The organism is Bartonella bacilliformis KC583 (assembly GCF_000015445.1).
GTDB classification, from domain to species: domain Bacteria; phylum Pseudomonadota; class Alphaproteobacteria; order Rhizobiales; family Rhizobiaceae; genus Bartonella; species Bartonella bacilliformis.
In genome coordinates this window covers 1,181,967-1,199,407 of record NC_008783.1, presented here as the reverse complement: position 1 = coordinate 1,199,407, position 17,441 = coordinate 1,181,967, and the positions used below count along the sequence as shown (strand labels likewise).

Genomic DNA, 17,441 nt, shown 5'->3' with positions numbered 1-17,441 from the left:
GAAGAAGGGTTGATGCCGTTGACATCCTTATCCTCACTTATATCGCCATTGGCTTCTGTACCTTTGAACCAGTTGGTTCTTCTTGCCATGCTTGTTTTTGCGCGAGTGGGGGCTTGTTTGATGTTGATGCCAGGTGTTTCAAGTATTCGTATTCCTGTCCAGGTACGTTTATTTATCGCGGTTTCTTTTTCATTGATTATATTGCCTATGGTGGCTGATTTTTTTAAGGATTTTGGCGAAAAACCTGATTTTGCCTTATTTGTGCGTGCTTTATGTTCTGAAATGCTGATTGGGGTTACTTTTGGGGTTATTGCCCATGTTTATCTGTGGGCTTTGCAATTTATGGCGACGATTATTGCCATGTCGATGGGATATTCTGGTCAACCAGGCCATAATGTGATTGACTCAACACCAGAAACTCAAATAGCGCATCTGCTGGTTTTGGTTGGTGTTATGCTTTTTTTTGCAAGCGATTTGCACATGTTTGCGATCCGCGGTCTCTTGGCTTCTTATGATGTGGTATCGCCAGTTTTTATTCCTAATCCAGAGGCTGCATTGATAGATTATCGTGATGCTTTGTCGAAGGCCTTTCTAACGACATTGCGTATTGCTGCACCTTTTATTGTTTATGCGGTTTTGGTCAATATTGCTGTTGGATTGGTCAATAAATTAACCCCCAACATTCCTGTATATTTTATTTCACTGCCTTTTGTGGTCGCAGGGGGATTATTTTTGCTTTACTTTATTATGCCGGAGATTTTGAATTTTTTCAGTTTAGAGTCACAAGACTGGCTGAGGAGAGGGCCTTAAAACATGCAAAAAAGCAAACGTTATGGCAAACTTCTTAAGATACAAGGCCTTATGGATGCGTATCATAAAGTTGAATTGGAAAATTTGAACACACAAGCGTCTTTTTGTGAAGAAGAGATGTATGTGCTTTTTTCTTTGATGGAAAAAGAATCAGAGAATCATTTTTGGGATGCCAATTTTTTAGCACGGCGCTTAAAACATATTGCCAGAATGGAAAAATATCTTCAAGAGAGAATTGTCCAGCAGAGACAGGTTGTGCGTGAGGCTTCTAGTCGTTTACAACGGTTAGAAGATAAGTATAAAAAGGCTCAGTCTCGTGAAGATCGTAAAGATTTTGAGATGATGCTAGAAGATCACATTGCAGATAAAGTCATCAGAATATCAAAGTGATATAATGCCTTTTGGGCTTTAAGGGATGACATGTTAAGCAACCAATAATGTTGCAAAATCTTCTTTCGTACAAACACATATTGCACAAATTAATTAGAGTGATGAGATTGGTCAAAGAGAGTGATAAGAGGATGCGCACTGTCGATTGTGGAGCCTTGGTATAAGCAATTTTAGGGCAGGCATGTTCAGAGCCAGTATGCTCAGAGCAGGCATATCCAGAGAAGATATGCTCAGCAAAAATATCAATGGACAAATTTTGATAGAGTGTTGAAAAAAGAATTCAAATCATGCTGAGGGTCAGTTTGACGTAAGTTTGGTTTTTTATATATCCAAAATAGTATTTACACTTTCTTTCGAGAATTTCCGAAATTTTTAGAAATTCTTGGAAGAAAAGGCATCAGTTGTTGTTCAATCATGAGCACAAAGAAGGGCCAATTGTTACGCTAAGGAGGGATTTATGGCTATTCAGCCACCTTCAGATATTGTTCTTGACGTTGCACGTGCAGCCGATCCGCTTGAATATCATGCGTCGATCGAGAAATTGCGTATTGCGCAAAATGCTGTGCGCACGCCGGATTCTGCTTCAGTTTCGGTTAATGAGAAAGCAGATTTTGCTAACTTAGTGCGCTCTGATCTTGTCCCACCAAAAGAAGTTGTTCATCAAGTTCATATAAAATCAAGAGCAATTAATGACAAAAATAGTGAAGTTTTTAAAGATTTTGAAGCTTTTATGTTACAAACTCTTATTGAAAATATGTTTACGACGGATCTTCCCTCCGTTTTTGGGAAAGGGCAAGCAGGGAAAATATGGAAATTTATGATGGTTGAGCAATTGGCTAAAGAATTTGCAATGTCCGGTGGCATCGGCATTGCGCAGATGTTAGCCTCTGAGCAAGAAAAAAAGACAGAAGGTTTGTTGAAAGAAAATTTGTCTCACGAGAAAGAACTTAAACAAACGCTTGTGGTGCAAGACTATCGCACGATTGCTGATGTGATTGTTCATGCAAATGAACTTAATTTGGTCCGTCAACATCGTTAATTTTGTAAGTAGTGATGATTATATAAATAATCCATTATCTTATTAGGAATAAAGTTAAATACGAATAATAACAAATATTGTCTAAGAAAATTAAAAAAGGGGAATAATATCGTGTCTGTAGCGCAATATAATGATGAGAATACTGTATCTCAAGCAAACATTCCGAATAATGACCTGATTGGTCGTGATTGGGCGATTACAAAATTTATGGCTGCTGTTAAGGGGCTAGTAGAAGTCGTTGAATATGAAAGTATGATGCTTGAAAGCCATGGAACACCAGATTATGAAGAAGTTAATTTGCGTAAAACACGTGGATTACGTGATCTTAATCAATCGATGAAAGATGTTGCACGGTATATGGACTCAAATGTTGAAACTGAGGTTGCAAATGCGCTTTCCGATTTGCAGGTTAAATTGCATCGTAATAGTGAATTGCTTCAAACACATTTAGAAGCTGTTCGGGAGCTTTCGCAAATCGTTCAGATGGCTGCACGTGCTGAAGATACAGATGGAACCTATGATCCAATTTTGGTTAATGCTGGGCGTCATAAATGATCAAGATGATCGCACTGGGGTTATGGGTTTGCTTGGTTTCTTTAGGGGCTTTGATGCTTGGCATTAACAGCTATAAAAGAGATCCAAACATTCCCACAACTCCAGTTTCTACGGGTGAAGAAATTGGCTCTAGCGATACGGAAATAATGAATATTCCGATCTTAGTTGATGGATCTGTACAAGGGTATCTGATTGCACAGCTCACCTATGTTGTTGACAAAAAAGCAGCACAAAACATAGTGGTTCCTGTAAGTGTTTTGATTCATGATGCGATCTTTCAAAATTTTTGGGGCAGCTATTCAAATGTTCGCATGATCGAAAGAGTTAAATTTGATATGGTCAAACAACAGATCATGGATCAAGTGAATCAGCGTTTTTCAAATCCTATTTTGAAAGATTTGCTTGTTAAACAGTTCAATTATATCTCGGTTGAGAAAATACGCGGTGCGACAAGACGTTCAGGTTAAAGTTGGCCTATTGTTTAAGAAGCGGTTTTAATTTTCAAGAGCACTTTTTTATAGGGCATTGGGCATCGCTTTTAAGAGGGAGTGTGCACACCTATGTGTGCTGCCTTTGCAAGAGGGTAAGGCTTTCCTATAGGCACTTTTTCCATATGGACCACTACAGGGATTGGGCACCTATATTTTTCTTTTGCAAGAAGGTAAGGGCTTTCCCGTATTTAGCGCACAGAGCTTTTCTTAAGTTTTTTAAGAGACGTTGTTGTTGAACAAGTCTTTTCTTATTATCGCTTAGTTTTCAGAGATATTTTGCATCTATAACCTGTTTATTAAAGGGTAACTTTTCCCTATAAGCAAGAGCGTCTGCGTCTTATGTAAAGATTCTGGATCATTATGTGTATAAAAGGAATTCTTGCATAGAAAAGAGCTTTTTTGCACTCTTTAGGGTATGGATGTTTTTTTTAAATACATATATTGGATATGAGAGTGATACGAGGGAAGCGCACGCTTAGTGAGCGAGCGGTCTTTGTTTTTGTATCCGTGCATTATTTAAGGCATTCATAAAAGTGCTGGTATTGGTTTCTTCATCTGCAGGGTTGTCAAAAATACAATGATCGATTTCAACACCAAATTGTTCTGCAGACATGGTGAGCTGGAAAAAAGCTTGCACACCGTCATTTGAAAATTTCATATGCAGTAATATGTTTGGGGTGGTATCCCAATCTAATTCATAACTGGCATTTTGAGCAAAGAGCATAGTATTCGGGTAAAAACGCAATTCTGCAGCACTTTCAATCAATTCAGAAAGATGATGAAAACGTTCTGTATGAATACAGGAAATGAAATCACCCACATCAATGAGCCGTAATTCTGGAATAAATTGTGCAACCTGTTTAGCCAAAACCATTTCACGAATTTCAGTGATATAATCTTTTTTCGTTTTTTTATCTCCTGATATCGTTGAGGTATTTAAAGTTTTATACTGGCTCATGGCTGCTCTACATATCGGTTTAAGGTTAAATTTTTAAAATAAACATGGTGATTCTACAGAGCTAAGGTTAAATTTTTAAAAAGAAAGTAGATAAATAGAAATTTTTTTAATGAATTTTTTGACTATTAATAAATCGAATGAGAGCGGCAACACCTTCATAAAATTCAGGTGGGATTGTTTGGTCGACTTCGACTTGTTTGTAAAGTGCGCGTGCTAAGGGTTGATCTTCAATAATAGGGATATCATGTTTGGTAGCGATTTCGCGTATATGGAGTGCTAGAATATCTTGTCCTTTCGCAATCACAACGGGTGCATGATCAAGAGGTGGCTTATAGCGCAGAGCAACAGAAAAATGCGTTGGGTTTGTAACAATTAAGGTTGCTGTGGGCACATTAGCGATCATTTTTCGGCGAATGCGATCTCGTGCGAGTGAGCGCATTCTTGATTTGACCATGGGATTACCTTCAAGGTTCTTATATTCATCCTTAACTTCTTGTTTCGTCATGCGCAATTGTTGACGCCAATAAAAGCGTGACCACGCTAGGTCAAATCCTGCAATAATAGCAACGGCAACGATAAAAGACAGGGATAAATCAACCAGTTTTTGGCGGATATATTCTGGTAAAGCCGGTGCATCCGTTAAGAGCGCATTGATGAAAATCGTATTATTTTTGAAAAACATAATGTAAACAATAATGCTGACACCGATGAGTTTAACAAGTGATTTTAAAAACTCAATAAATCCTGCTTTCCCAAAAATCCGTCCAAATCCATTAGCAGGTGAAATGCGTGACCATTTTGGGCTGATGCGTTCTGTAACAATACGCGGTGCATTTTGTATAGCAGAGGCAGCAATAGAAATCAGAGGGATAATAATTAAAAGAGCAGCTAAAGCTAAGCCTAGATTTCCACCAACTAAATAAATCAAATGTTTAACGTCTTCTGCGGTATTAATGTGCCATGATTCTGGACGTTCAAGCCATTCAGTTAAAAAACGAGACAAGTTTGACATGGCAGGAAAAGCAACAAAAATGGTAATGAGACTAAAGCTCATAAGAGAAGCAAGAATAGGTAATTCACGCGAAAAGGGCAGATTACCTTTTTCTTCTGCTTTGTGAATTTTATGTTCTGTAGGTTCTTCTGTTTGACTTTCTTTGTCTGGTTTTTCATCTGACATGGTGGTTTAGTCCGTCTTTCGAGGATGTTTCTTCTTGACCTAGAAGATAGACCATTCCTTGTTTTGATACTGTGATGGCTGTTTGAGCCATCGTTCGGTATGCACTAAGAAGAGCACTTTGCTGATTGGTTGATCGCCTGAGATTAGGTTCATTTTTAGCATTTAGGATTTTCCTTCTTGACCTAAAAGGTCAATCGTTCCTTGTTCTGATAATTTGATGGCCGTTTGAGCAATTATACGGCGTGCATTGAGAATATCACTTTGCTGAATCGATTGATTTTCTGAGGACAGCTCTGTTTCCACCATGCGGCGTGTTCTTTGTGAAAGAGAAGCCAAGATAAGCTCCTTCATAAGATCATCGGCTCCTTGTAATGCAGTAATGATCGCATCTGCTGCAATGCCATCAAAAAGCAGTAACCGCGCACGTTCTGTTAACCGTGGAATATCATCAAACACAAAGAGTTTTTCTTTAATTTTTTTCAGATCTTCTGGTTCCAAATCTTGAAGACTTGCTAACATTTCATCAATATCGGTTTTATCAAGCTCGTTAAGAATAATGGCAACCTGACCGTGATGTGCTTGTTCTCCTGCTCTGTTCTCCTGTAAAAAGAGAGGTCGCAGCGCTTGATCAAGGATCGTTTCCATTTCTGGGGCTACGTTACGCAAATGCAATCGTCTTCGGGTGAGATCAGCGCGTACAGTAGCGCTTTGTGCCATGAGAATTTTTGCAGCTGTTTCAGAAGGAAGACGCGAAATAATATAGCTGATCACCTGTGGATGTTCTTGCACAAGATGCATTTGTGTTACGTCAATATTTGCTTTTGCGATAATATTCCAAAGGCTTTCAACGGGTGGTTTTGGTGCTTTTGAAGGGTCAAAAATTAAAGCAGCCTCATCTTCTGGTAATGTTTCTTGTACTAGATTGTCGAAGCGTAAACCGGCTTCAGAAAAAGAAGCGCCTTCTGCAAAGGCATCTTCAAATTGACGAACCAAAATTTCGAAATCAGCAAGAGAAATATTAGGCAAGCTATGGGCTTGTCCACTAAGATGGCGCAAATCATCGGGTGTAAAATGTTTTAAAAGACGTGCGGCAGCAGGCTTCCCTAGAGCAACAAGCAGCGCAGCAACTTTTTGTTGTCCGGAAAGTGTATCGATAAGTGTAGAAGAGGTTTGAGCATCACTTTCGGAGGCTATATCGTTTGATGCGGCATCGATCTCTTCTGCTATTTTTTCTCTGTCTGCCTGTGTCATAATTTGTCTTCCGCGTTGTTTGAATTTTATTATTTATCAATGACTTCGGTAAGACTAACCCCAAAACGGGAAGAATCATCTTCGAGAACAATGACTTCACCACGCGCGATAATGCGGCCATTGACGACAATATCAATGGGATCACCAATTTGTTTATTGAGAGTAATGACAGAGCCACGCCCTAAATTCATCAAATTGGCAACGGGCATGGTGGTTGAACCAAGAACAATTTGTACCTCGACAGGAATACTCATAACGAGTTCTGTATTATTGGAGGCGTCATTGGTATTTTCTTGTGTTTTGCTGCTCCCAAAATTGCCAGCAGCCGTTCTCCCCGCTGCAGCACCAAGAGCAGAAGAACTGCCTGTTGCTGCCTGAGAAGCCCCACTCCCTGGTCTTTGTATGCCGGCACCAAAACCTCCTGGTGTTCCCGTTGAACCTTCCCCCATTCTCGATGATGTCGGGCGGGAGGGTGTTGTTGGGTTGATCCCTTTAACGCCGCTGGGCGGATTTACGTCATTTGTCATTCTGTCACCATAATTATTTTATTCGTTTAACCTTGCTTGTTGAATGGGCTTGTCGTGTAAAATAGGCTCATAGGATGGCATGGATTAAGCTATCAGAGAGCGTTTTGTTTAAAATTGTGTTTTGCTATAAAGAGAGGCTTTCTGTGTTTTGCGCTGAACAAAAACTGGAAAATTTTTAGAATCAGTAGGTTGTGTAGTGTTATGAAGAAGCGCTTTCTGTGCGCTACGTTGCACAAAAACCGGAAATTTTTTAGGAAGGATAGACCGTTTTGAGTAAGTTTGTGTTGTTTTCAGTGTGGCGGCATGCTCCTGTGTTTTCACGGTTGGTAGATTGCGAAGAAGATTAAAATCATTTTGTAATTGGTTGCGAACCTCTTCCATATGCGCAACGCAACGGTCAATCTCACGCCGGATGCGTGTTGATTCGATAATACGCGCATCCATTTTGCGATTTTCATCACGGAAATCTTGATGCTCTTCACGCAAAGCAAGGATTGCTCGATCAAGGCATGATGTGCCAATGTGGACTTGCTCAGCAAGTTCACGCCCCATCTGAATGGTTGTCGCCAATTTTCGTGCGATGACAATAAAAACACTTAGTGAAATTAGTGCTAAAAGTGCACTGGCAATATTAACCATGAACCAGCTCATTAATCATTTCCTTTTCTTCATCGATGGGATCCGTGACTCGGATAGAAAAATTTTTGCCAATTTTACCAAGGGAGCACTTGTAAAGAGACTTGTCACCGCTGCGCAATTTGACCTGTTTAACAGCATTGATTGGAAGAGGCAGGACTTGACCCACTTTAAGATTTAATAATTCATTTAAGGTCATTGATCCTTGTTGCATAAAGGCTTCAATCTGCACATGCGCTTGGCTGACTTCTTTTCTTAAGCGTTTTGTCCATAGAGGGTCCATACGTTTTTCAGGGGCACGAAGAGCGCGTGTAATGGCCTCATGAATAGGGCGATGACAACTGCGGGGCATTAAAATATTTAAATGTGCCTCTGCTTCTCCGCATTTGATGGAGAGCGTACAAGAAAACATTTGTGATTGATGAAATGTTTCTGTGTTAAATTCTTGCGCCTTGCGTGTTTGTGTAAATATCAGCAGTGATTTATCGCCCGTACCAAAGACACTATCCATGGCATTGGCAAGCAATTTGCCAAAATGTTCGCTTATGCTACATTCTGTTGGGCTGAAAGGGCGTCCATTACGGTTTATTATTTTTGGTTCTGTCGCGCCGAAAAATGTTTCTGTGATCAGCTCAACCAAAACAGAATCAAGAACGAAGATGACGTCATTTCCCCAACGATCAGAGCTAAAATCAATCAGGAGTGTATCTGTTCCAATAGTTTGGGTAATTTTGTCAATTTTGAGTGTATCGAGCGATACTACGTCGATAGTAAATTCTAATGGTGTATAATGATTGATCTGCGAGCAAAGATGGCTTGCGGCATCCCGAAAAATATATTGGAATGACATAAGATCATCACTCGATAGACCAGCAGCCCGCAAGATATGTTGTGCTAACACATCTTGTTTTTTTTCTTCATTTTCCTGTGTTTCAGGATTTTTTTGTTGTTCGGTTGTTTCGGTCATGGTCAATCCGCCTTTTTTTCAGCACTGTGGCCGGAAATTGCATGTTGTTCCACGACGTCGATTGTTGGGCGATCCTTTGCTGAGATGGTTTTTCGTCCATATTCTAAGGCTATTTGTGGTATAGCACCATTCATATAGGCTAAGAGAGTTTGTTTCACGACAATGTAAATGCGTGTTTTTTTACTGCGCACGGCTTTAATTTTTGTCGCGATAGGACCAAAAATACTATAGGAAAAGAAGATTCCTGCAAAGGTTCCAACAAGAGCTGCTCCAATCAAGTGTCCTAACACTTCTGGCGGTTCAGTGATGGCACCCATGGCTTTAATAACACCTAAAACGGCAGCAACAATTCCAAGAGCAGGAAGAGCATCGGCCATATTTTGCATAGCTTGATACGGTTTTTGAGAATCTGATGAAATTGTGTGAATTTCTTCATCCATTAAAGCTTCAATTTCGAAAGGGCGTGTATTCCCCATGACAATCAGGCGGCAATAGTCACAAATGAAATTGGTCAAAGAATCATCTTTTAAAACTAAAGGATATTGTTGAAACAGTGTTGATTCTTTAGGATTGTCGATATGGCTTTCCATTTCAGAACGCGATTTTGAACGCATTTCCCGCATGAGAGTATAGAGCAACCCTAGGGTTGCTAAAAAATCTTTTTGTTTTGGAACAGCATCTGTCAGGGCTTCTGTTGTTGCTTTGAGTGTATCTTTGATCACGGGGAAAGGGGTCGATACGATGAAGGCTCCAATAGCGGAACCGACAATAATAACAAATTCCCACGGCTGCATTAAAACATCAAGATGTCCCCCCATGGCAACATAACCGCCAAGGATACATCCTAAAGTAATGATTAATCCAATAATAACACTCAATGCTATGCCCCCCTTTAATTTTTCTGGCAAAATAAATATCTATGCTTGTGTAAACCTTACCACTTTCATGATGAATTATTTGTCGCTCATCGCTTGTTTTATGCTATAAGTGCGTCATTGGCGCATTATTGGTATGTACAAGAATTTATGAAATAAAGCTTAAGACTGTTAAATTTTTAAACATATCAAGAGGCTGAGTGGGGGCTGTTGTTTTAAAGAGAGAGCACTATCATCAGTTTCGGGTAAGTTTTGTGCTTTATTAATATAAAGTCTATTCAGGAAGGGGGGCTGCTATGATTGGTACATATACGAGTTATAGAAGTACAATCGACAATATGAAGAAAACGCTTGATCGGCTTCTTAAAGAGCCACAGGTTAAGCGTGAGACAGATTATTATGTCCGGAATATTGCAAGTGTTCAATCTGTTGATGAATTTCTGGCCAATGATAAACTTTACCGTTACGCGATGCAGGCACACGGCCTGGAAGACATGATTTATGCAAAAGGCATGATGCGTAAGGTTCTGTTAGATCCTCGTTATGCGTCTCAGTTAAGCGATCAACGTTATCAGCAATTTGCTGCGGCATTTAATTTTAACCTTTATGGTGAAAAAGCAACTCAGCAAAATAGTGCGCAAACAGCAACTGTAAACAAATACATGCAGCAAACTTTGGAAGTGCAAGTTGGGCAGGACAATGAGGGAGCACGTTTAGCCTTGTATTTTACCCGCACAGTTGGGGGAATGGCGAGAGACGGCCTTCTTTCAGAAAAAAACTGGGCTTATCAAATTCTTGGCGATAAAGCTTTGTCAGCTGTTGTTTTTACAGCATTGGACATTCCTGAAAATGTGCGTTTATCAAAGATTGAAGCGCAAAAATCTTTATTAGAATCACGTATGTCACTTAAGGACTTAAAAGATCCTAAGAGATTAGAGCATTTTATTGCTCAATTTTCCGCTCTGTATGATGCAAAGAATCAGGAAGAAATAAATCCTGCTTTAATGATTTTGCAAAATTCATCAAACGGGTTGGCTTTTTCAAATGAAACAATGATGGCTCTCCAATCTCTAAAACGGGGTGGATTTTAGATTCATTAATGGGAGAGAGGTCTAGTTTTATTGACTAGAAAAAAGAAGGGTCAGGTTTATGCAAAATCCGATTTATGTTGGCGTGTCAGGCCAAATTAGTTTAGCACGGCGGATGGAAACAATTGCACAAAATATGGCGAATGTGAATACACCAGGGTTCCGTGCTGGTGGTATGAAGTTTGACACGTTGGTGTCTCCCATTGCTCAAGAACAGGGGGATCGCGTTTTTTTTACGAGCGCTGGGAAGGGATATATTTCGACAGAGCGGGGCTCTTTAGAACAAACGGGTAATGCACTGGATGTCGCTGCAACAGGTAATTCTTACTTTTCTATGGAGGCCTCTTTTGGGGTAGTCTATACCCGTGATGGCCGGATGACTATGACCCCGGAAGGGATGTTGGTTTCGGTGACAGGGTTGCCTTTTTTGGATGATGGGGGAGCACCGATCCAGCTAAATCCTGTGGGGGGCGCACCGCGTATTGGTGCAGATGGGAGTATTTATCAAGGAAATGTTTTGGCAGGAAGAATTGGTTTGTACCAATTCCAACCAGGAACTCAATTACGCTACGGTCCCAATGCTTCTGTTATTCCTGATAGAGCAGCGATTCAGATAGAGGGGGGCACTGGTGATGGTGTTATGCAAGGGTATGTTGAAAGCTCAAATGTTAATGGGGTAGCAGAAATGACGCGCCTTATTGAAGTGAGCCGCGCTTTTGAACGGGTTGAGGCAATGCTGCGTCAGCAAGAAGAAATGCGTTCTAAATCTATTCAAATTCTAGGTGGGAAAGCTTAAGTGATAGATCACAAGAGGCCTTTATATCGTAGGGGACTTTTATAGCAAGAGTATGTTGCGCCAATGCATAATAGCCAAAATGATTCCACGCTCACCGTTACTTCAACATTAGAAGCTGTTCAGACAGATGGGCTTAGTCCTTCTTTAAAAGTTTCTGATGAAGAGAGCATGAAATCGTTAAATGCTTTAGCACCAGAATCCTCCCAGACAACAGATGTAGGAAATGTTTCTGCAAGGGGTAAGGGGGAAGACAAGACCAAGGAACCTATTGCTTTAGCATTAGAGACTTTTCAAGAAGAGACATTAGAGGCTTCTTCAGGGGATAAAAGGGAGGCAACACGTGTTTTCCCTACTGCTTTAAGTCGCTTATTGTCTTTTGTTACCCATAACTGTGAGTATTCTTCTCATTCTATAAATCAAGGAGGGGTGATAAGTGATGTCGCGCGTGGGATATTGACCGCGCGTGGTTTATCACAATCTGTCTTTCTTGGTGATACTGTGTGTATTGAATGTGGGACACAGACTGTGCGGGGTGAAATTATTCGTGTTAATGAAGAAAGTGTTTTGATTAAACCTTATGATGAAACGATTGTTCCGGTTCTGAAAGCTTCTGTTTTTCCGCAAGGTCCTCTCTTCGTTGCACCGGATGCTTCTTGGTGTGGGCGGGTTGTGAATGCTTTTGGTGAGGCAATTGACGGGAAGGGAGCACTTCTTTTAGGTTCCTCTCCGATGGCGGTTGAGGCGCATGCACCCCCAGCACTTGCACGTGCACGTGTGGGAAATGGGTTGCGTACGGGCGTTAAGGTGATTGATATTTTTACGCCTCTTTGTTTTGGACAGCGCATAGGGATTTTTTCTGGCTCTGGAGTAGGGAAATCAACGCTTTTGTCGATGATGATGCAAGCTGATCATTTCGATAAAGTTGTTTTAGCGCTTACGGGGGAACGTGGTCGTGAAGTGCGTGATATGCTTGATGATACGTTGCAGGATAAATTGGATAAGGTCGTTGCCGTGATTGCAACCAGTGATGAAAGTCCAATGATGCGGCGCTTAGCCCCTATTATGGCCACAACAATTGCTGAATATTTTTCTTCCCTGGGGGATAATGTTTTATTAGTGGTCGATTCAATAACCCGTTATGCCTTGGCTGTGCGTGAAATTGCTATTTCTGCGCATGAACCTCCTGTATCACGTGGATTTCCGCCGCGTGTTTTTAGCGAATTGCCACGCTTATTAGAACGAGCAGGTCCGGGAAGAAAAGGCAAGGGGTCTATCACCGGTGTTTATGCTGTACTGGTTGATGGGGATGATCATAATGATCCTATTGCTGATGCCATTCGTGGGATCTTGGATGGTCATATTGTGCTGGATCGTGCGATTGCTGCACAGGGGCGGTTTCCTGCTGTTGATATTTCTTCTTCTATTTCACGTTTGGCATCGCATAGTTGGACGGGTGAACAGCGGATATTAGTGCAAAGTTTGAAGGAAATGATTTTTCGCTATGAAGAAACACGCGATTTGCGTGCCATGGGGGCTTATCGCCCAGGAACGGATCATATTCTCGATCAAGCTGTTCATTTAGTGCCATCCATTTATGCTGCTATGAACCAAAATATTGATACTCCTCTTGTTCGTAATCCTTATGATGAATTAGCGAAGTTATTGAAAAGTCAATAATGGCTGAACGCGAGAGAGCTGCAAACAGCTAAGAATGGCCTGTAAGAATTCAATGATGTAAAAATTTAATCATAGCTTGGGTGCACAATACCATAATAGTCTGAAAATTGAGAATCAGAGGCTTTTTTCTGCACAATATTTATTGAAGGTGAGGAGATTGGTGAGATCTTTTAGTATAAGGCTCCTATGATGGATAGGCGAACAGCGGATCTTTGTGATGTTACAAGCTTGAAGCAGTTGTTGTTTTTTTATTTTGCTTTTTTAGCTGTGCTAAGCTTAATTTAACCAATATAATTAATATTCTTGTTACTTTCTTAAAAAGAACCAATGGCAAGTCTCGCACAAGATTTCTTTTTTATTCTGACTCTCGTATAACCTGGCTCTAATATAAATGGGGGGCTTCAGTAATGGATCCGGTCAATCTTTTTGATCTTGCCAGTAAACAGGCAGAATGGCTTTCTGTCCGTCAAAAGGCTGTTGCGAGTAATGTAGCAAATGCTAATACCCCAGGGTATCAGGCTCGTGATGTCCAAAATTTTACCGATATTGTGCAAAATAAAGCAATCTCTATGAAAGTAACCCATGTGCAGCACATGGATTTGACAGAAAATGGCATGGAAGCGCAAGTTATTCGACCTGACAATGCAGGAGGGGTGACCCATTCTGGTAATAATGTCAATTTAGAAGAAGAAATGAGTAAAGGTGCGGCTATTGGTCGAGAAATGTCTCTCAATACTGCGATTGTTAAAGCTTTTCACCGAATGACAATGTTAACGGTTAGAGGAGGCTCTTAAGAATGTCTGATCCTTTAATGATAGCAGAGCGGGTTTCGACAACAGGGTTGGGGGCTCAATCAACACGTTTGCGTATTATCGCTGAAAATTTGGCTAATGCCAATTCAACAGGGCGAGCACCGGGGGCAGCACCTTATCGACGCAAAACAGTCAGTTTTGAAACTGCTCTTAATCCTTATGTTGATGCACAAGGTGTGCATGTGAAGCGTATTGGTGTTGATAAAGCCCCTTTTATTATGCGTTATGAACCAGGTCATCTGGCTGCAGATAGCAATGGCTATGTTAAATATCCCAATGTCAATGCGGTGATAGAAATGGCTGATATGCGTGAAGCGAACCGTTCTTATGAAGCGAATTTACAAGTTATTCGCCAAGTGCGCGATTTGGTATCACAGACGATTGATTTGTTGAAATGATAAAGAAGCTCATGAGGCAATTTCATCACTTTGTTTACGAATTTTGTATAGTTGAATCTTTTGAGGAGCATAAAAAATGATCGGGGCACTTACTTCTATTGCGATGCGTGCGAATTCATTAGGGCCAGAAGGTGGGCTAATGAATAGCATCAACAATAGGCAAAATATATTAAGTGAGGGTGCAAATACAGCCAGTTTTGATCAAGTTCTCGCTAAAATTACAGAATCTGTTGGCACTAAATTACAAAAAGCAGAAAGCCTTTCTATGGGGAAGATTTCTGGGAACGATATTGGGGTGCGTGAGATTGTCTCTTCAGTCATGGAAGCGGAACAATCGTTAAGTACGGCCATCGCTTTGCGCGATAAGATGGTGCAAGCTTATCTCGAAGTAAGCCGGATGCAAATTTAACATCTATTTCGGTTTTTCTGGATAGAGCTGAGAATATGAGGGGAAAAAACTATGGTCATGAGGTCACTGTCAATTGCTGCAACAGGGATGGCTGCACAGCAAACTAATCTTGATGTGATTGCAAATAATTTGGCAAATATTAATACCACAGGGTATAAGCGTGCGCGCGCAGAATTTGCTGATTTAATGTATGTCACAGATCGCGCTGTTGGTGTTCCCAATATGATGAATCAAGCCATTGTTCCTGAAGGTGTTATGGTAGGTATGGGGGTGCGCACAGCAGCCGTTCGTACGGTCAACACACAAGGTGCTTTTATTCAAACTGGAAATGCGTTGGATTTGGCGATTAACGGAAATGGCTGGTTTGAAATTCAAGACCCTAATGGCAATGTTTTTTACACGCGCTCCGGTGCTTTTAATTTGAGTGAAACAGGACAAGTTGTCACATTAGATGGAAATGTTGTGCAACCGGCTATCACCATTCCTATTGGCAGCAAGAGTATCACAGTGAGCCCTGATGGAACGGTTTTTTATAAACCTGCTGAGGAGGCTGATCCTGTAGAAGCGGGCCGCCTTAATTTAGTTAATTTTGTTAATGAGGTTGGTTTAGAGCCGGTAGGGGACAATCTTTTCCGTGAGACACCAGCTTCTGGTGCTCCAGTACCAGGCAATCCAAAAGAAGATGGCTATGGCAGCATTATGCAAGCTACGCTGGAAGCTTCCAATGTGGATCCTGTAAAAGAAATTACCGAGCTGATTACAGCGCAGCGCTCTTATGAAATGACTTCCAAAGTCATTCAAGCGTCCGATGAAATGGCAGCAGTTGTTTCCAAAAATCTAAGGTAAAGACCATGAAACAACTTTCGCTTTTGCTGGTGAATGTTTTTTTCTCACTCTGTTTATTGACTGCGGCTTATGCTGATCGGGTTAGTTTTCTTGTTCCTGAGCGGTCAATTTATGTTGGTCAGCGTGTGAGTGATGTCGGTTTAAGCGAAAAGAATTTTATTATTAAGTCTGAAGCTGCTTCTTTATATGTCATTGATATGAAGCAGGTTCTGAATAAGGTTGCAACCCGTCCTTTAAGAGCGGGGCGTCCTATTGCCCTTACTGCTTTGGGTGATCCGGTTTTGGTTGAGCGTGGTCAGACAATCAAATTGATTTTTCAGTCAGATAATTTACAAATCACTGCTATTGGTGTGGTGTTGCAGTCAGGGTCTTCGGGGGATGTTGTTCGAGTGCGCAATGCTGATTCAGGGCGCATTGTGATGGGAACTGTCTTACAAAATGGTAGCGTGAGGGTGGGGTCATAATGAGAGTGTATCATCATCTCTTTCATTATTTTTTGGCTTTTTGGTTTAGCTTTTTTGCTGTCTTTTTTCCGATTTTTGCGAATGGACAAGAGGAAGGAACGCGCTATAACTCTGCAGTTGAGTCGGATGCTGCTTTATTAGGATCAGGCGGCGATCCTAGTCAGATGCATTATTCTGATTTAGCACGCCCAGGTGCTGTGGCACGTTTGAAAGATATTGCAGAAATTCAAGGTGTGCGCTCCAATCAATTGGTTGGCTATGGTTTGGTGATTGGGTTAAATCGTACAGGGGATTCTTTACGAAATTCACCTTTTACAGAGCAATCTATGCGGGCTATGCTTGATAATTTGGGGATTAGTCCTCCTGCTGGTGCATCGCGTGCTAATAATATCGCTGCTGTTATTGTGACGGCTGAAATGGTACCTTTTGCGACACCAGGTTCACGGATTGATGTGACAGTTTCTTCGTTAGGCGATGCAACATCTTTGCAAGGGGGAACGTTGGTGATGACCCCACTGCTTGGTGCAGATGGTAAAACTTATGCTGTTGCGCAAGGAAATATGGTGATTTCTGGTTTTGGTGCCCAAGGCGTGGCAGAGAGTGTAACACAAGGTGTACCAACATCGGGTCGTATTCCTAATGGTGCGTTGGTCGAGAGAAAAATTGAAGGCAATTTCAACAAGAGTAACGAGATTATTTTAGAATTACGCAACTCTGATTTTTCAACAGCAGTTCGTGTGACAGATTTAATTAATATTTTTTCTAATCAACGTTACAAGCAGGGTGTAGCGAAAGAGAGAGATTCAAAAACCATTGTGTTGAGTAAACCTCGCAATATTTCAATTACGCGCTTTATTGCTGAAATTGAAAGATTGCCTATTCCTACAGATGAAGTAGCACGTGTGGTTGTTGATGAGCGCACGGGAACTGTTGTCATTGGTGAAAAAGTGCGTGTTTCACGTGTTGCGATTTCCCATGGAAGTTTGACAGTTCGTGTCACAGAAGATCCGCTTGTTTCGCAGCCAAATCCTTTTGCTGAGGGGAATACGGTTATTGTGCCAAGAACTAATGTAGATATAGCACAGCCACCCTCCAATATAGGTATTCTCAATGGGGTCGATTTAGACAATCTCGTTAAAGGACTTAATCAAATCGGTGTTAAACCAACAGCAATTATAGCGGTTTTGCAGGCTATTAAAACCTCAGGCGCTCTTCATGCGGAGCTGATAGTACAGTGATACAGTTACGTTTTTCTTTTTTCATTTTTTTTATGGC

Annotated in this window: 21 protein-coding genes; 14 read left to right on the top strand and 7 right to left on the bottom strand. The window is 41.0% G+C overall.

Annotated features, from left to right (window positions below):
• Window positions 1-12 precede the first annotated feature (12 nt).
• The 5 genes from fliR (at window position 13) to BARBAKC583_RS05650 (ending at window position 3,261) form a co-directional block, all read left to right on the top strand.
• Entirely contained in the window at window positions 13-810 is a 798-nt protein-coding gene (gene fliR / locus BARBAKC583_RS05685) for a flagellar biosynthesis protein FliR (RefSeq protein WP_005767815.1), read from the top strand.
• Between the two features lie 3 nt (window positions 811-813).
• The gene (locus tag BARBAKC583_RS05680) at window positions 814-1,200 is read left to right on the top strand and encodes a hypothetical protein (protein WP_005767813.1); all 387 of its coding nucleotides are present in this window, start codon (window positions 814-816) and stop codon (window positions 1,198-1,200) included.
• A gap of 457 nt (window positions 1,201-1,657) precedes the next feature.
• The gene (locus tag BARBAKC583_RS05675) at window positions 1,658-2,239 is read left to right on the top strand and encodes a rod-binding protein (RefSeq protein WP_005767811.1); all 582 of its coding nucleotides are present in this window, start codon (window positions 1,658-1,660) and stop codon (window positions 2,237-2,239) included.
• Between the two features lie 111 nt (window positions 2,240-2,350).
• Complete coding sequence (locus BARBAKC583_RS05655; protein WP_005767810.1) at window positions 2,351-2,794, top strand: hypothetical protein; 444 nt, start codon at window positions 2,351-2,353, stop codon at window positions 2,792-2,794.
• Window positions 2,791-3,261 (top strand): hypothetical protein, encoded by a 471-nt coding sequence (locus BARBAKC583_RS05650; RefSeq protein ID WP_005767808.1) that lies wholly within the window; start codon window positions 2,791-2,793, stop codon window positions 3,259-3,261. Before BARBAKC583_RS05655 ends, BARBAKC583_RS05650 begins: the two co-directional genes overlap by 4 nt.
• A 499-nt stretch (window positions 3,262-3,760) precedes the next feature.
• On the opposite strand, the gene BARBAKC583_RS05645 is transcribed toward BARBAKC583_RS05650, so the two are convergent.
• From BARBAKC583_RS05645 to motA, 7 genes are all read right to left on the bottom strand, one after another.
• Window positions 3,761-4,243, bottom strand: coding sequence for a hypothetical protein (locus BARBAKC583_RS05645; protein WP_005767806.1), 483 nt, complete (start codon window positions 4,241-4,243; stop codon window positions 3,761-3,763).
• Between the two features lie 106 nt (window positions 4,244-4,349).
• On the bottom strand, window positions 4,350-5,420 hold the full coding sequence (gene flhB, locus BARBAKC583_RS05640; protein WP_005767804.1) for a flagellar biosynthesis protein FlhB: 1,071 nt from the start codon (window positions 5,418-5,420) through the stop codon (window positions 4,350-4,352).
• Between the two features lie 162 nt (window positions 5,421-5,582).
• Window positions 5,583-6,671, bottom strand: a complete 1,089-nt coding sequence (locus BARBAKC583_RS05635) for a flagellar motor switch protein FliG (RefSeq protein ID WP_005767802.1) — start codon at window positions 6,669-6,671, stop codon at window positions 5,583-5,585.
• A 29-nt stretch (window positions 6,672-6,700) separates the two neighbouring features.
• The gene (gene fliN / locus BARBAKC583_RS07245) at window positions 6,701-7,120 is read right to left on the bottom strand and encodes a flagellar motor switch protein FliN (RefSeq protein WP_011807419.1); all 420 of its coding nucleotides are present in this window, start codon (window positions 7,118-7,120) and stop codon (window positions 6,701-6,703) included.
• A gap of 186 nt (window positions 7,121-7,306) precedes the next feature.
• On the bottom strand, window positions 7,307-7,849 hold the full coding sequence (locus BARBAKC583_RS05625) for a BAB2_0123 family type IV secretion system effector (RefSeq protein ID WP_011807418.1): 543 nt from the start codon (window positions 7,847-7,849) through the stop codon (window positions 7,307-7,309).
• Entirely contained in the window at window positions 7,830-8,801 is a 972-nt protein-coding gene (locus BARBAKC583_RS05620) for a FliM/FliN family flagellar motor switch protein (protein WP_005767793.1), read from the bottom strand. Before BARBAKC583_RS05620 ends, BARBAKC583_RS05625 begins: the two co-directional genes overlap by 20 nt.
• A gap of 2 nt (window positions 8,802-8,803) precedes the next feature.
• Entirely contained in the window at window positions 8,804-9,679 is an 876-nt protein-coding gene (gene motA, locus BARBAKC583_RS05615) for a flagellar motor stator protein MotA (protein WP_005767791.1), read from the bottom strand.
• Between the two features lie 293 nt (window positions 9,680-9,972).
• Here motA and BARBAKC583_RS05610 point away from each other — a divergent pair, with 293 nt between their 5' ends.
• The 9 genes from BARBAKC583_RS05610 (at window position 9,973) to BARBAKC583_RS05570 (ending at window position 17,404) form a co-directional block, all read left to right on the top strand.
• On the top strand, window positions 9,973-10,767 hold the full coding sequence (locus BARBAKC583_RS05610; RefSeq protein ID WP_005767788.1) for a DUF1217 domain-containing protein: 795 nt from the start codon (window positions 9,973-9,975) through the stop codon (window positions 10,765-10,767).
• Window positions 10,768-10,825: 58 nt separating this feature from the next.
• Window positions 10,826-11,560, top strand: coding sequence for a flagellar basal-body rod protein FlgF (gene flgF, locus BARBAKC583_RS05605; RefSeq protein WP_005767784.1), 735 nt, complete (start codon window positions 10,826-10,828; stop codon window positions 11,558-11,560).
• 63 nt (window positions 11,561-11,623) lie between these two features.
• Window positions 11,624-13,237 (top strand): flagellar protein export ATPase FliI, encoded by a 1,614-nt coding sequence (locus BARBAKC583_RS05600; protein WP_005767781.1) that lies wholly within the window; start codon window positions 11,624-11,626, stop codon window positions 13,235-13,237.
• 407 nt (window positions 13,238-13,644) lie between these two features.
• On the top strand, window positions 13,645-14,031 hold the full coding sequence (gene flgB, locus BARBAKC583_RS05595; protein ID WP_005767779.1) for a flagellar basal body rod protein FlgB: 387 nt from the start codon (window positions 13,645-13,647) through the stop codon (window positions 14,029-14,031).
• A gap of 2 nt (window positions 14,032-14,033) precedes the next feature.
• Complete coding sequence (flgC, locus tag BARBAKC583_RS05590; RefSeq protein WP_005767776.1) at window positions 14,034-14,447, top strand: flagellar basal body rod protein FlgC; 414 nt, start codon at window positions 14,034-14,036, stop codon at window positions 14,445-14,447.
• Window positions 14,448-14,523: 76 nt separating this feature from the next.
• Window positions 14,524-14,856, top strand: coding sequence for a flagellar hook-basal body complex protein FliE (gene fliE, locus BARBAKC583_RS05585; RefSeq protein ID WP_005767773.1), 333 nt, complete (start codon window positions 14,524-14,526; stop codon window positions 14,854-14,856).
• A gap of 57 nt (window positions 14,857-14,913) precedes the next feature.
• Window positions 14,914-15,702: a flagellar basal-body rod protein FlgG gene (flgG, locus tag BARBAKC583_RS05580; RefSeq protein WP_005767770.1), complete on the top strand. Its 789-nt coding sequence runs from the start codon at window positions 14,914-14,916 to the stop codon at window positions 15,700-15,702.
• 5 nt (window positions 15,703-15,707) lie between these two features.
• Window positions 15,708-16,166, top strand: a complete 459-nt coding sequence (gene flgA, locus BARBAKC583_RS05575; RefSeq protein ID WP_005767768.1) for a flagellar basal body P-ring formation chaperone FlgA — start codon at window positions 15,708-15,710, stop codon at window positions 16,164-16,166.
• A complete protein-coding gene (locus tag BARBAKC583_RS05570) occupies window positions 16,166-17,404 on the top strand; it encodes a flagellar basal body P-ring protein FlgI (RefSeq protein ID WP_005767766.1) in 1,239 nt (412 codons plus the stop codon). The genes flgA and BARBAKC583_RS05570 overlap by 1 nt, the downstream gene beginning before the upstream one ends.
• Window positions 17,405-17,441 lie beyond the last annotated feature (37 nt).

Excerpts from the sequence above, each read along its gene's own strand:
- fliR (WP_005767815.1), top strand. The coding sequence starts at position 13 with ATGCCGTTGACATCCTTATCCTCACTTATATCGCCATTGGCTTCTGTA.
- BARBAKC583_RS05680 (WP_005767813.1), top strand. The coding sequence starts at position 814 with ATGCAAAAAAGCAAACGTTATGGCAAACTTCTTAAGATACAAGGCCTT.
- BARBAKC583_RS05675 (WP_005767811.1), top strand. The coding sequence starts at position 1,658 with ATGGCTATTCAGCCACCTTCAGATATTGTTCTTGACGTTGCACGTGCA.
- BARBAKC583_RS05650 (WP_005767808.1), top strand. The coding sequence starts at position 2,791 with ATGATCAAGATGATCGCACTGGGGTTATGGGTTTGCTTGGTTTCTTTA.
- BARBAKC583_RS05645 (WP_005767806.1), bottom strand. The coding sequence starts at position 4,243 with ATGAGCCAGTATAAAACTTTAAATACCTCAACGATATCAGGAGATAAA.
- flhB (WP_005767804.1), bottom strand. The coding sequence starts at position 5,420 with ATGTCAGATGAAAAACCAGACAAAGAAAGTCAAACAGAAGAACCTACA.
- BARBAKC583_RS05635 (WP_005767802.1), bottom strand. The coding sequence starts at position 6,671 with ATGACACAGGCAGACAGAGAAAAAATAGCAGAAGAGATCGATGCCGCA.
- fliN (WP_011807419.1), bottom strand. The coding sequence starts at position 7,120 with ATGGGGGAAGGTTCAACGGGAACACCAGGAGGTTTTGGTGCCGGCATA.
- BARBAKC583_RS05625 (WP_011807418.1), bottom strand. The coding sequence starts at position 7,849 with ATGAGCTGGTTCATGGTTAATATTGCCAGTGCACTTTTAGCACTAATT.
- BARBAKC583_RS05620 (WP_005767793.1), bottom strand. The coding sequence starts at position 8,801 with ATGACCGAAACAACCGAACAACAAAAAAATCCTGAAACACAGGAAAAT.
- BARBAKC583_RS05610 (WP_005767788.1), top strand. The coding sequence starts at position 9,973 with ATGATTGGTACATATACGAGTTATAGAAGTACAATCGACAATATGAAG.
- flgF (WP_005767784.1), top strand. The coding sequence starts at position 10,826 with ATGCAAAATCCGATTTATGTTGGCGTGTCAGGCCAAATTAGTTTAGCA.
- BARBAKC583_RS05600 (WP_005767781.1), top strand. The coding sequence starts at position 11,624 with ATGCATAATAGCCAAAATGATTCCACGCTCACCGTTACTTCAACATTA.
- flgB (WP_005767779.1), top strand. The coding sequence starts at position 13,645 with ATGGATCCGGTCAATCTTTTTGATCTTGCCAGTAAACAGGCAGAATGG.
- flgC (WP_005767776.1), top strand. The coding sequence starts at position 14,034 with ATGTCTGATCCTTTAATGATAGCAGAGCGGGTTTCGACAACAGGGTTG.
- fliE (WP_005767773.1), top strand. The coding sequence starts at position 14,524 with ATGATCGGGGCACTTACTTCTATTGCGATGCGTGCGAATTCATTAGGG.
- flgG (WP_005767770.1), top strand. The coding sequence starts at position 14,914 with ATGAGGTCACTGTCAATTGCTGCAACAGGGATGGCTGCACAGCAAACT.
- flgA (WP_005767768.1), top strand. The coding sequence starts at position 15,708 with ATGAAACAACTTTCGCTTTTGCTGGTGAATGTTTTTTTCTCACTCTGT.
- BARBAKC583_RS05570 (WP_005767766.1), top strand. The coding sequence starts at position 16,166 with ATGAGAGTGTATCATCATCTCTTTCATTATTTTTTGGCTTTTTGGTTT.